The 15,639-nt window shown below is 60.6% G+C and carries 13 protein-coding genes; 8 read left to right on the forward strand and 5 right to left on the reverse strand.

Annotation, left to right across the window (positions count from 1 at the left end):
• The first annotated feature begins 3 nt into the window (after positions 1 to 3).
• From abc-f to CER19_RS12190, 5 genes are all read left to right on the forward strand, one after another.
• Positions 4 to 1,914, forward strand: coding sequence for a ribosomal protection-like ABC-F family protein (gene abc-f / locus CER19_RS12165; RefSeq protein ID WP_014720438.1), 1,911 nt, complete (start codon positions 4 to 6; stop codon positions 1,912 to 1,914).
• A complete protein-coding gene (locus CER19_RS12170; RefSeq protein ID WP_116666596.1) occupies positions 1,914 to 2,480 on the forward strand; it encodes a mechanosensitive ion channel family protein in 567 nt (188 codons plus the stop codon). The genes abc-f and CER19_RS12170 overlap by 1 nt, the downstream gene beginning before the upstream one ends.
• 168 nt (positions 2,481 to 2,648) lie before the next feature.
• Positions 2,649 to 3,281 carry a LysE family transporter gene (locus CER19_RS12180; RefSeq protein WP_003195369.1) on the forward strand — a complete coding sequence of 211 codons (633 nt, stop codon included), beginning with the start codon at positions 2,649 to 2,651 and terminating at the stop codon, positions 3,279 to 3,281.
• 200 nt (positions 3,282 to 3,481) lie between these two features.
• Positions 3,482 to 5,377: a cytochrome c/FTR1 family iron permease gene (locus tag CER19_RS12185; protein ID WP_116666598.1), complete on the forward strand. Its 1,896-nt coding sequence runs from the start codon at positions 3,482 to 3,484 to the stop codon at positions 5,375 to 5,377.
• 1 nt (position 5,378) lies between these two features.
• The gene (locus CER19_RS12190) at positions 5,379 to 5,834 is read left to right on the forward strand and encodes a YaiI/YqxD family protein (RefSeq protein WP_116666599.1); all 456 of its coding nucleotides are present in this window, start codon (positions 5,379 to 5,381) and stop codon (positions 5,832 to 5,834) included.
• Between the two features lie 146 nt (positions 5,835 to 5,980).
• Here the strand turns inward: CER19_RS12190 and elbB are convergent, their stop codons facing one another.
• Positions 5,981 to 6,646: an isoprenoid biosynthesis glyoxalase ElbB gene (elbB, locus tag CER19_RS12200; RefSeq protein WP_116666601.1), complete on the reverse strand. Its 666-nt coding sequence runs from the start codon at positions 6,644 to 6,646 to the stop codon at positions 5,981 to 5,983.
• A gap of 115 nt (positions 6,647 to 6,761) precedes the next feature.
• On the opposite strand from elbB, the gene CER19_RS12205 reads away from it, so the two are divergent.
• Entirely contained in the window at positions 6,762 to 7,997 is a 1,236-nt protein-coding gene (locus tag CER19_RS12205) for a sterol desaturase family protein (protein WP_116666602.1), read from the forward strand.
• Here the strand turns inward: CER19_RS12205 and CER19_RS12210 are convergent.
• Positions 7,978 to 8,613: a DedA family protein gene (locus tag CER19_RS12210; protein WP_032894585.1), complete on the reverse strand. Its 636-nt coding sequence runs from the start codon at positions 8,611 to 8,613 to the stop codon at positions 7,978 to 7,980. The two genes, CER19_RS12205 and CER19_RS12210, sit on opposite strands and share 20 nt — an antisense overlap.
• Positions 8,614 to 8,821: 208 nt before the next feature.
• Here CER19_RS12210 and hemB point away from each other — a divergent pair, with 208 nt between their 5' ends.
• On the forward strand, positions 8,822 to 9,835 hold the full coding sequence (hemB, locus tag CER19_RS12215; RefSeq protein WP_116666603.1) for a porphobilinogen synthase: 1,014 nt from the start codon (positions 8,822 to 8,824) through the stop codon (positions 9,833 to 9,835).
• A gap of 18 nt (positions 9,836 to 9,853) precedes the next feature.
• Complete coding sequence (gene ppk1 / locus CER19_RS12220) at positions 9,854 to 12,076, forward strand: polyphosphate kinase 1 (RefSeq protein WP_116666604.1); 2,223 nt, start codon at positions 9,854 to 9,856, stop codon at positions 12,074 to 12,076.
• Between the two features lie 108 nt (positions 12,077 to 12,184).
• Here the strand turns inward: ppk1 and CER19_RS28605 are convergent, their stop codons facing one another.
• From CER19_RS28605 to ppx, 3 genes are all read right to left on the reverse strand, one after another.
• A complete protein-coding gene (locus CER19_RS28605; RefSeq protein WP_133298333.1) occupies positions 12,185 to 12,484 on the reverse strand; it encodes a hypothetical protein in 300 nt (99 codons plus the stop codon).
• A gap of 65 nt (positions 12,485 to 12,549) precedes the next feature.
• Complete coding sequence (locus tag CER19_RS12225) at positions 12,550 to 13,788, reverse strand: hypothetical protein (RefSeq protein ID WP_116666605.1); 1,239 nt, start codon at positions 13,786 to 13,788, stop codon at positions 12,550 to 12,552.
• Between the two features lie 217 nt (positions 13,789 to 14,005).
• The gene (gene ppx / locus CER19_RS12230; RefSeq protein ID WP_003195352.1) at positions 14,006 to 15,508 is read right to left on the reverse strand and encodes an exopolyphosphatase; all 1,503 of its coding nucleotides are present in this window, start codon (positions 15,506 to 15,508) and stop codon (positions 14,006 to 14,008) included.
• Positions 15,509 to 15,639 lie beyond the last annotated feature (131 nt).

The following is a 15,639-nucleotide window of genomic DNA, read 5'->3' on the forward strand; positions in this document are numbered from 1 at the left end:
ATTATGATCCGACTTCAAAGCCTAACATTACAGCGTGGCCCGCAACGTCTTCTTGAAGACGCCGAGCTGACCCTGCACGCCGGTCACAAAGCCGGCCTGATCGGTGCCAACGGCGCCGGCAAATCCACGTTGTTCGCCCTGTTGCTGGGGGAGCTGACCCCGGATTCCGGGGACTGCCTGCTGCCGGCCGACTGGCGCATTGCCCATATGCGTCAGGAGATCGACACCCTGGACCGTATCGCCATCGACTACGTGCTCGATGGCGACCTGCGCCTGCGCCAGGTGCAACACGACCTGGCTGAGGCCGAAAAAGCCCAGGACGGTGCCGCCCAGGCGCGCCTGCATTCGGAGCTGGACAGCGCCGACGGCTATACCGCCGACGCCCGTGCTCGCAAGATGCTTGCCGGCCTTGGTTTTACCAACGAACAGATGGACCGTCCGGTCGCCGATTTCTCCGGTGGCTGGCGCATGCGCCTGAACCTGGCCCAAGCGCTGATGTGCCCCTCGGACCTGCTACTGCTCGACGAGCCGACCAACCACTTGGACCTCGATGCGATCCTGTGGCTGGAAGACTTCCTCAAGAGCTACCAAGGCACTTTGCTGCTGATTTCCCACGACCGGGATTTCCTTGACGCCGTGGTCGATAACATCGCCCATGTCGAACAGAAGAAAATAACCCTTTACCGTGGCGGCTATACCGCGTTCGAACGCGCGCGCGCCGAACGCCTGGCCCAGCAGCAACAGGCCTTTGAAAAGCAACAGGCGCAACGTGCGCACATGGAAAGCTACATCGCAAGGTTCAAGGCCCAGGCCACCAAGGCCCGCCAGGCCCAGAGCCGGATCAAGGCCCTGGAACGCATGGAGGAATTGTCGGCGGCCCATGTCGATTCGCCGTTCGACTTTGTCTTCCGTGAGTCGGTGAAGATCTCCAGCCCGCTGTTGGACCTCTCGGACGCTCGCCTTGGCTATGGCGACAAAACCATCCTGGAGAAGGTCAAGCTGCAGCTCACGCCGGGCGCACGCATCGGTTTGCTCGGCCCGAACGGCGCAGGCAAGTCCACACTGATCAAGAACCTTTCGGGTGAGCTTGAGCCGCTGGCCGGCCGTCTGACCCGTGGCGAGAACACGGTGGTGGGTTACTTCGCCCAGCACCAACTGGACTCGCTGGACGCCAAGGCCAGCCCGCTGTTGCACCTGCAACGCCTGGCGCCGACCGAGCGCGAGCAGACGCTGCGCGACTTCCTTGGCGGTTTCGACTTCCGTGGTGCGCGTATCGACGAACCCGTGCTGAACTTCTCCGGTGGCGAAAAAGCCCGACTGGCTCTGGCCCTGATCGCGTGGGATCGCCCCAACCTGTTGCTGCTCGACGAACCGACCAACCACCTGGACTTGGAAATGCGCCTGGCGCTGACCATGGCCCTGCAGGAGTTCAGCGGTGCGGTATTGGTGGTGTCTCACGACCGTCACCTGCTCAAGAGCACCACCGACAACTTCCTGCTGGTGGCCGACGGCAAGGTCGAAGAGTTCGACGGCGACCTGGACGACTACGCGCGCTGGCTGACGGAATACCGCCTGCGCAACGCGCCGGCCAGCAACACGCCGGTCAACCCGGACAAGACCGACAAGAAAGCCCAGCGCCAGGCCGCCGCCGCGCTGCGCCAGCAGTTGGCGCCGCACAAGCGTGAAGCCGACAAGCTGGAAGCCGAACTGGGCAAGGTGCATGAGCGCCTGGCCAAGATCGAAGCCAGCCTGGGCGACAGCGCCGTGTACGAAGCGGCGCGCAAGGATGAGCTGCGTGACCTGCTGGCCGAACAGGCCAAGCTCAAGGTGCGCGAGGGGCAATTGGAGGAAACCTGGATGGAGGCCCTCGAATTGCTCGAAACCCTGCAAGCGGAGCTGGAGGCGCTGTCCTGATGGAAGCGTTGCAATTGCCAGTCCCGGTGCAATGGATCGAGCCCATCTGGATTGGCGTGCAAATCCTGCTGATCCTGCTGGCTGGCTATCTGGCCCAGCGCTTTGTCGCCAAAGGCCTGACACGCCTGGGTGAGCGCTACCCGTTCCCGCCGCAATTGCTGATGCCTCTGCGTGGCGGCTTGCGCTGGCTGATCATGGGCAGTGCGCTGATCTTCGTGCTGGGTCGCCTGGGTGTGTCTGCCACGGTGCTGTGGACGGCCCTGTCGGGCTTTGTCGCGGTGGCGGCTGTGGCGTTCTTTGCCATGTGGTCGGTGCTGTCCAACCTGCTGTGCGCGATCCTGATCTTTACCGTCGGGCCGTTTCGCCTTGGGGATATTGTTGAGTTGGTGGACACCGTCGATAAACCTGGCGTGAAGGGCCGGGTCGTGGCGATCAACCTGCTTTACACCACCTTGATCGAAGTGGAAGAAGCCGGCACCAGCAGTGCGATGGTGCAGGTGCCTAACAGTATGTTCTTCCAGCGCTCCGTACGCCGTTGGCCCGGGCCCGGTACCAACATCCTGTAGGAGCGAGCTTGCTCGCGAAGAACTTGAGAGCGCCGCGTTTATCCAGTTTGACCGCGTTATCGTTGACGTTTTTCGCGAGCAAGCTCGCTCCTACAGAAATCTATAGCCATGCTTTGGTCGGTAGAGTTAGCTTAAGGCACAACCGCTAACTCCCTTACGAGGTGTGCAATGGCTCTCGATACATGGCTGGCCTTTTTCCTGGCCAGTTGGATCATCTCCCTTTCCCCTGGCGCCGGGGCCATCGCCTCGATGTCCAGCGGCCTGCAATACGGTTTTGTGCGTGGCTACTGGAACGCCATCGGCCTGCAACTGGGCCTGGCGATGCAGATTGCCGTGGTCGCCGGTGGTTTGGGTGCCATTCTGGCGGCCTCGTCTACTGCGTTCTATGCGATCAAATGGTTTGGCGTGGCCTACCTCGTGTATCTGGCCATCAAACAATGGCGTGCCCTGCCCATGGACATGACCGATGACGCCGCCGTGCGCCCGATCGGCAAACCGATGGCGATGATGTTCCGCGGCTTTCTGGTCAACGCAAGCAACCCCAAGGCGCTGGTATTCATGCTGGCGGTGCTGCCGCAGTTCGTGAACCCGCAGGCGCCGTTGTTGGTCCAGTACCTGATCCTCGGTGCGACTATGATCAGTGTCGATATGATCGTGATGGCGGGCTACACAGGGTTGGCGTCGAAAGTCTTGCGCCTGTTGCGTACGCCCAAACAACAGAAACGCGTAAACCGCACCTTTGCTGGCTTGTTTGTCGGCGCTGCCGGTTTCCTCGCGAGCCTGCATCGCGCCACGGCCTGACCAAGCGACTGGCTCAAAAATGTAGGAGCGGGCTTGCTCGCGAAAGCGGTGTATCAGTCAAAGAAGATAGTGACTGAACCACCGCCTTCGCGAGCAAGCCCGCTCCCACATTGGTTTTATGGATATGAAATAACATCTTGAGTCGAATCCATTAAAGCTCAACAATAGTGTTACTTCGTATTTCCACTTGAGATTCATTCATGCCCGCCCCTTTCCGCTTTTTCGCCTGGCTGCTGTTGCCGGCGTTGCTGTCGTGCAGCTTCAATCTGTCGGCCGCGACCGCCGAGGGCGCACCACAAGCCCTGCACCTGCTCGACTACATTGGTGCCGACTACCCACCGACGGTGGAGGCGGGCAAGGGGGGGGATGACTCGGAATACCGTGAACAAGTGGAATTTCTCGGGGTGTTGCAGGGGCTGGTGGCTGATTTGCCAGTCAAGCCCGAGCGCGCCGAGCTGATAAAGGGTGTTGATGAACTGCTGGCCGCGGTCACTGCCCACCAGGACGGTGCGAGCGTTGCCCGCCAGGCCCGTCAATTGGGTGCCAAGCTGGCCGTGGCGTATGAAGTCAGCCAGGCCCCGGCCATCACGCCGGACCCGACGCGCGGCGCGCCGCTCTACGCCCAGCATTGTTCGGTGTGCCACGGTACAGCAGGTGCCGGCGATGGCCCCGCAGGCATGGGCATGACCCCGCCACCCGCTAACCTGCGTGATGCCACGCGCCTGGATCGCCTGAGCCTCTACGCGATCTATAACACCCTCGGCCTGGGCGTCGAAGGCACCGACATGCCGTCGTTCGCTGACCAACTGGACGACCGCCAGCGCTGGGACCTGGCAACCTATATCGCCGGTTTCACGGCCGACCCGGCCGCCGCCAAAGGCGAGCAGACGTTTAACCTCGCCGACCTGGCCCGCCAGACCCCCAATGAAGTGCTCGCCGCTGACGGCCCTGGCGCAGCGGCGACATTCCGCGCCCAACGTGCCCAGCCGCCGCAGGTTCAGCGTGGCCCCGCGCAGTTGCTCGACTACACCGCCGCCACCCTGGACAAGAGCCTCGCGGCCTTCCGCAACGGCGACCACGAGCAGGCTTACGATCTGTCTGTCGCTGCCTACCTGGAAGGCTTCGAGCTGGTGGAAAGCTCCCTGGATAACGTCGATGCCAATGTGCGCAAAGACACCGAGAAAGCCCTGATGGCCTATCGGCAATCGTTGCAGGACGGCTTGCCTATCGAGCAGGTGCAGCAACGTTTGGACGCGGCCAAAGGCAAACTCACTGAGTCAGCTGGCTTGCTGGGCGGCGATGGCCTGAGCTGGTCGTTGAGCTATATCTCTGGCCTGCTGATCCTGCTGCGTGAAGGCCTGGAAGCGATTCTGGTGCTGGCAGCGATCCTCGCCTTCCTGCGTAACACCGGCCAGCAATCGGCGGTGCGCAGCGTCAACGTCGGCTGGGGCCTGGCGCTGTTGGCGGGCTTGGCTACGTGGGCCCTGGCGGCCTATGTCATTGATGTCAGCGGTGCCCAGCGCGAATTGCTCGAAGGCTGCACGGCGCTGTTCGCCAGTGTGATGGTGCTGTGGCTCGGCGTGTGGATGCACGACCGGCGTCACGCGGCGGCCTGGCAGGACTACATCAAGAGCAGCCTGGTGGGCGGCGGTGGGCGTTTCGGTTTTGCCGTGCTGGCGTTCTTCTCGGTGTATCGCGAACTGTTTGAAGTGATCCTGTTCTACGAAACCCTGTGGCTGCAGGCCGGCCCTGCCGGGCACAACGCGGTGCTGGCCGGTGGTGCCACCGCGCTGGTGCTGCTGGTGGGCCTGGCCTGGGTGATCCTGCGCGGTTCGGCGAAGTTGCCCCTGGCGCTGTTCTTCGGCATCAACGCCGCGTTGCTGTGTGCGCTGTCGGTGGTGTTCGCCGGGCACGGTGTGAAAGCCTTGCAGGAAGCAGGCATCTTCGGCACGCGGCCGGTGGCGTTCTTTGACTTCGACTGGCTGGGCATCCACGCCGATGCGTACTCGTTGGGGGCACAGGCCGTGGCGATCCTGGCGATTGTGCTGTTGTATGGCCGTAGCCGCCTGACCGAAAAGCGCCGGGTGGCGGCGTAGCATGCGCGTGTGGATCGACGCCGACGCCTGCCCTCGGGCGGCCAAGGACCAAGTGGTGAAGTTCGCCCTCAAGCGCCAGTTTGAGGTGGTGCTGGTGGCAGGGCAAAGCCAGATCAAACCCAGCTTTGCCTGTGTGAAGTTGATCGTGGTGCCCAGCGGGCCGGATGCCGCTGATGATTACCTGGTGGAGCACGCCGTGCCCGGCGAACTGGTGATTTGCAGCGACGTGCCCTTGGCCGACCGACTGGTGAAGAAGGGCGTGACGGCCCTTGACCCGCGTGGCAAGGAATTCAGCCCGGCGAACATGAGCGAGCGGTTGGCGGTGCGTAACCTGTTTACCGACCTGCGCGAGCAAGGCCAGATGGGCGGCGGCCCACCGCCCCACGGCGAAAAGGACAAGCAGGCGTTTGCCAATGCGCTGGACCGAATCCTTACCCGCTTGATGAAGCCAGCCTGACCTGTGGCGAGGGAGCTTGCTCCCGCTGGGCTGCGTAGCAGCCCTAAAGCCGTCGTCAGTGTTTTATCTGAATCACCGCGTCAGCTTAGACGGGGCGGCTTCGCCACCCAGCGGGAGCAAGCTCCCTCGCCACAGGCGCATTTCCGTCAGTCGTTCTCGTGGGTCAATTCCAATACCCGATCCACCAGCTTGTTGATGCCTGACGCCACCTCGCTGATGTTCTTGCCCAGCATGTAGGCCGGCGTACTCACCAGCTTGCGCGCCTGGTCCTCGACGATGTCCTCTACCGTGCATTCGACGTGGGTAGCGCCCATCTTGTCCAGGGCTGCGGCGGTGTCGGCATCGTTGCCGATGGTGCAGGTCACGCCAGGGCCGTAGATTTTGGCGGCCAGGGCCGGCGAAATGCAGATCAACCCCACCGGCTTGCCCGCTTCGGCAAAGGCTTCAGCCAGCGCCAGCACCTGCGGGTTGATGCTGCAGCCTGCGCCTTTCACGGCAAAGTTCGACAGGTTCTTGGCTGCGCCAAAACCGCCCGGCACGATCAGCGCGTCAAAGTCTGCGACGTTGGCTTCGCCAATATCCTTCACGGCGCCGCGGGCGATGCGCGCGGATTCGACCAGCACATTGCGCGACTCGGGCATTTCTTCGCCCGTGAGGTGGTTGATCACATGCAACTGCGCAACGTCGGGTGCAAAGCATTCCACTTGAGCGCCGCGCTGGTCCAGGCGCAGCAGGGTGATTACGCTTTCATGGATCTCTGCGCCGTCGTACACGCCACAGCCGGAAAGGATCACTGCAATCTTTTTGCTCATGGGCATTTCTCCTGATTCATGGCGTTAAATGTCTACTAATTTGTAACCTGTTGCCAATGGGATCTCACGTCGCTGCACCTAATCTTGATGTAACAAAAATAGACCGGACTAGCCCATGGACTTTGTGCCTTACGCAGTACCGTTTTTTATCGCCCTGATTGTGGTGGAGTTGCTGGCCGACCGTTGGCGCGGCGCGCGCAACTACCGAGTGGCGGATGCCATCAACAGCCTCAGCACCGGTGTGCTGTCCACCACCACCGGCTTGCTCACCAAGGGCGTGGGCCTGCTGACCTACGCGTTCGCCCTCAAGCACCTGGCCCTGTTCGAGTTGCCGGCCCAGAGTGCCTGGACCTGGGTGTTTGCCTTTGTGTTCTATGACTTCTGCTATTACTGGCTGCACCGCATGGGCCATGAGCGCAACATCCTGTGGGCCGCGCATTCGGTGCATCACCAGAGCGAGGACTACAACCTCAGCACCGCCTTGCGCCAGACCAGCACTGGCTTCCTGTTGAGTTGGATTTTCTACCTGCCGCTGGCGGTGGCCGGCGTACCACTGGTGGTGTTTATCAGCGTGGCGTCGCTCAACCTGCTGTATCAATTCTGGGTTCATACACGCCACGTCCCCAAGCTCGGCTGGATCGAGTGGTTTTTCGTCACACCGTCCAATCATCGGGCCCACCATGCACAGAACGCTCTCTACATGGATCGCAACTACGGCGGGGGGTTCATTATTTGGGACCGGCTGTTCGGCACCTTCCAGGAGGAAGACGATAACGAGCCGGTGATTTTCGGCGTGACCACACCCCTGGCCAGTTGGAACCCGCTGTGGGCCAACCTGCAGTTTTATGCGCAGCTCTGGAGCGACGCCCGGCGTACTGAGCGTTGGTGGGACAAGCTGCGCATCTGGTTCATGCGCACCGGTTGGCGGCCGGCGGACGTCAAAGCCAAGTACCCGATGACCAAGCCGGACCTGAGCCAGTTCCGCAAATTCGAGGTGCCGCTGGACGTGCGCCAACAGGTCTACATCGCCTTGCAGTTTGCGGCTTATGTGGGGTTTGGCAGCTATCTGATGAATTTCGGTGAGGGGTTGCCCACGTCGACGCTGGCCCTCGGTTGGGGCGTGATGGCGCTGGGACTGTTTACCCTGGGGGTGGCGCTGGAGAATCGCCCATGGGCACTGAAGGCCGAGCTGGCACGCCTGGCGCTGAATGTTCCCTTGGTATGGCTGGCGCCGCTGGCGGGGTTGTGGCCCGCCAGCAACCTGGGCTGGCTGGCCCTGGCGAGCTACAGCCTGCTCAGCATCATCGGCCTTTACTGTTGCAGAAGCCGGCTTACTCGGTTGGCGTCTTAGGCGTTTCGACCGGGGCTGGCTCGTTAGCCAGCCGAGCCTTGGCCTCGGCACAGGCTTGGCGGGCGATGCGGGCATTCTTGAAGCGACGGCGCAGCCACAGGCCAAAGCCCAGCACCAGCAAGGCGCCCAATACCCACAACTCGTATTTCTTGACGCTGCCGAGCATCCCTTCCAGTACCGCGCCGAAGTGATAGGCCGCCGCCCCCAGTGCCGCGGCCCAGATCGCCGCGCCAATACCGTTGAGGACCAGGTAGCGCAACGGTGGGTAGCCGGACAGGCCAATCGCTACGGGCATCACCGTGCGCAAGCCGTAGACGAAGCGGAAACTCAATACCCAGATATCCGGATGCTTGCGGATATGTTCCAGCGCCTTGTCGCCCATCAATTGCCAGCGCGGCTTGCGCGCCAGCAACTTGCGGCCGTGTTTGCGCCCCATGTAGTACCAGAGCTGGTCGCCGGCGTAGCTGCCAAAAAAGGCAACGACCACCACCAGGTTGATATCCATGTAGCCACGGAACGCCAGGAAGCCTGCGAGTACAAGGATGGTCTCGCCTTCGAAGAACGTGCCGAGAAAGAGGGCAAAGTAGCCGAAGTCATGCAGAAATTGTTGAAGCATGGTCTAGGGTGCTGGCGAAATGAACGCGCAGCCTACGCCTTCACGAAGATTCATGAAAGTATCGAGATGTGTCACGAAGTGAACAATTCCTACGCAAATGACGAATGGGACTACAGGTCGCGTCGATAAGCACAACTGTCATTCATTCGTCATAATGGCCGCTTATAACTGCAACGCTCGCCCGTAAACACGGGCTCAGGAGTCTGTCGTGAGCTTTACCCCTGCCAATCGCCTGTTCCCTGCCACCCGTCTGCGTCGCAATCGTCGTGATGATTTTTCTCGTCGCCTGGTACGTGAAAATGTACTGACCACGAATGATCTGATCTTGCCGGTGTTCGTGCTCGACGGTGAAAATCGCCGGGAAGCGGTGGCGTCGATGCCGGGTGTGGAGCGTCTGACCATTGACCTGTTGCTTGAAGAGGCGGCGAAGTGGGTCGAATTGGGCATCCCCGCGCTGGCACTGTTCCCGGTGACCCCGGCCGAACTCAAGACCCTGGACGCCGCCGAAGCCTGGAACCCCCAGGGGATTGCCCAGCGTGCCACTCGTGCCCTGCGCGAGCGTTTCCCGGAGCTGGGCGTGATCACCGACGTGGCCTTGGACCCTTTTACCACCCATGGCCAGGATGGCATTCTTGACGAAGACGGTTATGTTCAGAACGACATCACCGTCGATGCACTGGTCAAGCAGGCGTTGTCCCACGCGGCTGCGGGCGCCCAGGTGGTTGCACCGTCGGACATGATGGACGGACGCATCCAGGCGATTCGCGAAGCCCTTGAGCTGGCCGGTCACGTCAATGTGCGGATCATGGCCTACTCGGCCAAATACGCCAGCGTCTACTACGGCCCATTCCGCGATGCGGTAGGCTCGGCGCTGAACCTGGGCAAGGCCAACAAGGCCTCGTATCAGATGGACCCGGCCAACAGCCAGGAAGCCCTGCACGAAGTGGCCGCCGACCTGGCCGAAGGCGCCGATATGGTGATGGTCAAGCCGGGGATGCCCTACCTGGACATTCTTTACCGGGTCAAAGAGGAATTCAAAGTGCCGACCTTTGTCTATCAGGTCAGCGGTGAATACGCCATGCACATGGCGGCAATCCAGAATGGTTGGTTGAGTGAAGGGGTGATCCTCGAATCCCTGACTGCCTTTAAACGTGCCGGCGCTGATGGCATTCTGACCTACTTCGCCGCCCGCGCCGCCCAATTGCTTAGAGAGCAACAATAGCCCTCACAGGAACACTCGATGAATACCGAAGGACTCTCAGAAGTTGCAGTAAAAGACGCTCACCCGGTGGTTGAACAAGTCGCCCAGACCCCGCCGGAGCTGGAGCCCGCATCGCCTGCGGTGGTGGCCGAAGCACCTGCGCCGGCGCCAGTGGCCGTGGTCACCAACCTGGATGACAGCAGCCTGTACATCCACCGCGAGTTGTCACAACTGCAATTCAACATCCGCGTGCTCGAGCAGGCGCTGGATGAGTCCTACCCCTTGCTGGAACGGCTGAAATTCCTGCTGATTTTCTCCAGCAACCTGGACGAGTTCTTCGAGATCCGTGTTGCCGGCCTCAAGAAGCAGATCACCTTCGCCCGTGAACAAGCCGGTGCCGACGGCTTGCAACCGCACCAGGCCCTGGCGCGCATCAGTGAGCTGGTGCACGGCCATGTGGACCGCCAGTACGCGATCCTCAACGACATCCTGCTGCCGGAGCTGGAAAAGCACCAGGTGCGCTTCATTCGTCGCCGTCACTGGACCGCCAAGATCAAGACCTGGGTGCGCCGTTACTTCCGGGACGAAATTTCGCCGATCATCACGCCTATCGGCCTCGACCCGACGCACCCGTTCCCCTTGCTGGTGAACAAGAGCCTCAACTTCATCGTTGAGCTTGAAGGTATCGATGCCTTCGGCCGCGATTCGGGCCTGGCGATCATCCCGGCGCCGCGTCTGTTGCCACGGATCATCAAGGTACCGGAAGAGGTAGGGGGCGCTGGCGACAACTATGTATTCCTGTCGTCGATGATTCACGCGCACGCCGATGACCTGTTCCAGGGCATGAAGGTCAAGGGCTGCTACCAGTTCCGCCTGACCCGTAACGCCGACCTGGCGCTGGACTCCGAAGACGTCGAAGACCTGGCCCGTGCCCTGCGCGGCGAACTGTTCTCGCGGCGCTACGGCGACGCGGTGCGCCTGGAAGTGGCGGACACCTGCCCGAAACATTTGTCGGACTACCTGCTCAAGCAGTTCAACCTGGCCGAATCTGAGCTGTACCAGGTCAACGGCCCTGTGAACCTGACGCGCCTGTTCAGCATCACCGGCTTGGACAGCCACCCGGAGCTGCAATACAAGCCGTTCACCCCGCAGATCCCGAAACTTTTGCAAAACAGCGAGAACATCTTCAGCGTGGTGAGTAAGCAGGACATCCTGCTGCTGCACCCCTTCGAGTCGTTCACCCCGGTGGTCGACCTGTTGCGCCAGGCCGCCAAGGACCCGCATGTCCTGGCCGTGCGCCAGACCCTGTACCGCAGCGGTGCCAACTCGGAAATCGTCGATGCGCTGGTAGATGCGGCGCGTAACGGCAAGGAAGTCACCGCGGTGATCGAGCTGCGTGCGCGTTTCGACGAAGAGTCCAACCTGCAACTGGCCAGCCGTCTGCAAGCGGCCGGTGCGGTGGTGATCTACGGCGTGGTCGGCTTCAAGACCCACGCCAAGATGATGCTGATCCTGCGCCGTGAAGCCGGTGAGATCGTGCGCTACGCCCACTTGGGTACCGGCAACTATCACGCCGGCAACGCCAAGCTCTACACCGACTACAGCTTGCTGACGTCCGACGACGCGCTGTGCGAAGACGTCGGCAAGTTGTTCAGCCAGTTGATCGGCATGGGCAAGACCCTGCGCATGAAGAAACTGCTGCACGCGCCATTCACGCTCAAGAAGGGCATGCTCGACATGATTGCCCGCGAGACCCAGTTTGCCCTCGACGGCAAACCGGCGCATATCATCGCCAAGTTCAACTCGCTGACCGATCCGAAGATCATCCGCGCGCTGTACAAGGCCAGCCAGTCCGGTGTGCGCATCGACCTGGTGGTGCGTGGCATGTGCTGCCTGCGCCCCGGCATTGTGGGCGTGTCGCATAACATCCACGTGCGCTCGATCATCGGCCGCTTCCTGGAGCACACCCGTGTGTTCTACTTCCTTAACGGCGGCGAAGAGCAGATGTTCCTCTCCAGTGCCGACTGGATGGAGCGCAACCTCGACAAGCGCGTGGAGACCTGCTTCCCGGTGGAAGGCAAGAAGCTGATCATGCGGGTCAAGAAGGAACTGGAAAGCTACCTGACCGACAACACCCACAGCTGGAGCCTGCAGTCGGATGGCCGCTACGTGCGTAACACCCCGACCGGCAACCAGAACCCGCGCAGCGCGCAGGCGACGTTGCTGGAGAAGTTGGGTAGCCCGATTCTTGCGGTGAACTAGAGCCCGATAGAGTCTAGAAAATGTGGGGGCGGTGAATCAGCCACTGAATGTGTCGACTGATTCGCCGCAGTTGGGGCAGTTGTCGTCGGCGGCGCTTGGGTTAATCCCTCAGCAATAAATTTTTGTGATGGGATCGTCAGGTCGTGCACGCCCCCATCGGTATCCGTCAGCACAATCGGGGGTAGATGCATTGGCCTCTTTAACAGAGGTAGCATCCACAGGGTCTGGTTCTTTTTCTTCCCCTTCGAATAAAGTTTCTATCCAGCGCCAACCTGGGTTTTCGGAAAGTTCGCCTCCTGGGTAATATGTTCCGTTGTGCATTCCCGCAGCCTGAGCTGGTTCTGGCATAGCTGCCAGACTAGCAACCCAGATGTAGAGAAAACCGCTGATTACCATTGCGTATTTCATCACTGCGACTCCTTTTTAGTGCAAGCACTCCAAAGACTTTGTTTTCTTGTCAGACATGGTTGAATTCAGGGTAGCGTCGTAGTGACAGGGATATTGGTTTGCGTGGCATCCATGGCTGTACCTGCCATGTAGGTTCCGTTTTTGGAAATGGCTACAACCGTGTTGATTTTGCCTCCGCCAATGGGTGGCAAGCACACTGTCCCCACCGATTGTTTCCAAGTGCAACCCTGTTCGTGCTGGCCTGCGTTGAGGATATTCAGTGCAACAACATTGCCATTGGCAATCATGCCCGCGTCGGCCTGTTTGCTACCAACAGGTAAAGTAATGAATGCAATGGCGGGGATGGGGAAACGCGAAGGGAACCAAGTCATGAACTGGTTTAGCCCATCTGCGGTGGCTTGGGAGACCAGCACCAGGCCAGACTCATTGATCCTTATGGCCATGTTTTTGGAGTCTGACGAAAGCGTTAGCACTAGCGGCGTAGACGTTTTATCGCTCCAGAATGCGCTTTTTCTCACATTCACTGCCGAGTTGGGATAAATACATGTTCCGACGAACTTTGAGGCGTTAATCGCGCGGCTGACTGTGCAATAGCTGGCCCCTGTGGGCAATGCCAGGTTGGTCATGCTGTACGAAAGCCCACTTTTTTCTGCGACTCGGGCGGTGGTGTTGCCCGCGCTATTTGGACAATTGAGAGCGATCTGTGGGGTGCCGCTGGTGGGCAAGTTGATATCTGCGACGGCGCAATTGTCCCCCCAGCCGGACACCCGTTCCGGGGTGCCGCTGCCGTTCGCATAAAACACCGCAGTTCCCTGGTTATCGGCATCAAAACTTGAACCCGCCACGTCGCCCTGATCATTGATCGCAACCGCTTTGGTTGAGACATCTTTGGGGCGTAATAAGGGGATCAACGGCGCAGGTAGCGAATCCAGTTTTAAGGGGGTAGCCGCTGGTGATGTTGCAGCCCATACCGAACCGAAATGCGAGTTGCTCGCGTCCGCGCAATTACCCATCACTTTGCCGTTGTTGGAAATTGCCCGAAGGTTGCAAGGTTGCCCACTCGCCAGAGGGGGCAGTGCAGTCTGGGCGCCGTGTGCGGCACCGTCGGCTACCCATGGGATGTTGTTGGCGGTATCACTGGCCGGTCGGCACATGCCTACAGTGGTGCCGCTGTCATTGATGTCGATTGGTACGCATTGCGTCCCTAAGGTCGCGGAAAACGGTACCCACGCAGCAGCATGAGTAACGCTCAATCCAGCAGCATAGAATCCAAATCCCAAAATAGTGATAGCGGACGATTTCATGTTAAGCCCCTCCCTGGAGCGGTGCGGTCTGCTTTTCCTTCGCGTTACTGCCTGTTACGCATGGCGCTTAAGCAGGAGTAAAGACCTAACGGCGAACGTACACAACTGTCATATTTGACAGGTATGTACGAGCAAGTGAGTGACAAGGGGGGAGGTGGGGCGCTGGCTCATCTGGGAGAGTGCTTGCCCCCCTCCCACATTTGTTTTGCAGTGTGCTTTAGCGCAGGTTCAGGCTGAACCCCACCCGCGTCAGCCATTCCGCTTCCTGGGCGAAGTCAGCCTGGGTCAGCTGGTTTTCATCCAGCCAGCCTTTGGGGAACATCACTTCCAGGCTGTCGCCATCGGCATGCAGTTTGACCTGCGGCATTTCCTGGGTGCCACGGATGTGGTGGAACAGGATCGCAAAGCGCAGTAGCGCGCACAGGCGGATCAGCTTGATGCCGTCTTTACCGAATTCGGCAAACTTGTCCTTGGGAATATTACGGCGATGGCCGCGCACCAGCAGCGCGAGCATCTGTTGGTCTTCCCGGGAGAAACCGGCCAGGTCCGAGTGTTCGATCAGGTAGGCGCCGTGCTTGTGGTAATGGTAGTGGGCGATGTCCAGGCCCACTTCGTGCACCTTGGCTGCCCAGCCCAATAGCTCACGCCAGACTCCATCTTCCAGGTCCCAGTCCTCGGCCACCTGGTCGAACGCGTGCAAGGCTTTGCGCTCCACGCGTGCGGCTTGTTCCAGGTCAACGTGATAACGCTCCATCAGCGAGCTGAGGGTGCGCTCGCGCACGTCTTCGTGGTGGTGCCGGCCTAGCAGGTCGTAGAGCACGCCTTCGCGCAGGGCGCCGTCACAATGGTCCATGCGTTGCAGTTCGAGGGCGTCGAAGATGGCTTCGAGAATGGCCAGGCCCGCAGGGAAAATCGCGCGGCGGTCGGGCTTGATGCCGTCGAAGTCGATTTTCTCTGCATCCCCCAGCTTGAACAACTTGCGCTTGAGCCACGCCAAGCCCTCGGCGTTCACCTCGCCGGTGCCATGGCCACCGGCTTTCAAGGCCAGACCGATGGCACGGATGGTGCCGGACGAGCCGATGGCTTCATCCCAGGTCAGGCGGTGCAAGGCGTGTTCGATGCTCATGATTTCCAGACGCGCTGCGGTGTAGGCCTGGGCATAGCGCGCCGGGGTGATCTTGCCATCCTTGAAATAACGCTGGGTGAAACTCACGCACCCCATCTGCAGGCTTTCACGCAGCAGCGGTTCGAAACGCTGGCCGATGATGAACTCGGTGCTACCGCCGCCAATGTCCGCCACCAGGCGTTTGCCGGGCGTATCGGCCAGAGTGTGTGACACGCCGAGGTAGATCAGGCGAGCCTCTTCACGTCCCGAGATGACTTCCACCGGATGCCCGAGGATTTCCTCGGCGCGATGGATGAATTCGTTGCGGTTGCGGGCCTCGCGCAAGGCGTTGGTGCCAACGATACGCACCGCGCCAGGGGGCATGCCGTTGATCAGTTGCGCAAAACGCTTGAGGCAATCGAGGCCGCGCTGCATGGATTCTTCATTGAGCTTGCGCTCGTCGTCGATCCCGGCGGCCAGTTGCACTTTCTCGCCGAGCCGCTCAAGGATGCGGATCTCACCGTTCTGGGCCTTGGCCACGACCATATGAAAGCTGTTGGAGCCCAGGTCGATGGCAGCGATCAAGGACAGATTCTTGGCTTGGGATTGCGGCATGGTTTGGGGATCTCGGTCGATAACCTTGCCATCGTGCCACGATCGACCGCTGACGCCAACGCGTTGTGCTTCGGGAAGCTCTCCGAGGTTGTCTGTAAGCAATCCCTGACGGAAAGGTAGGTTGCCGTTCC

Source organism: Pseudomonas sp. GL93 (assembly GCF_003408955.1).
GTDB lineage: Bacteria > Pseudomonadota > Gammaproteobacteria > Pseudomonadales > Pseudomonadaceae > Aquipseudomonas > Aquipseudomonas paracarnis.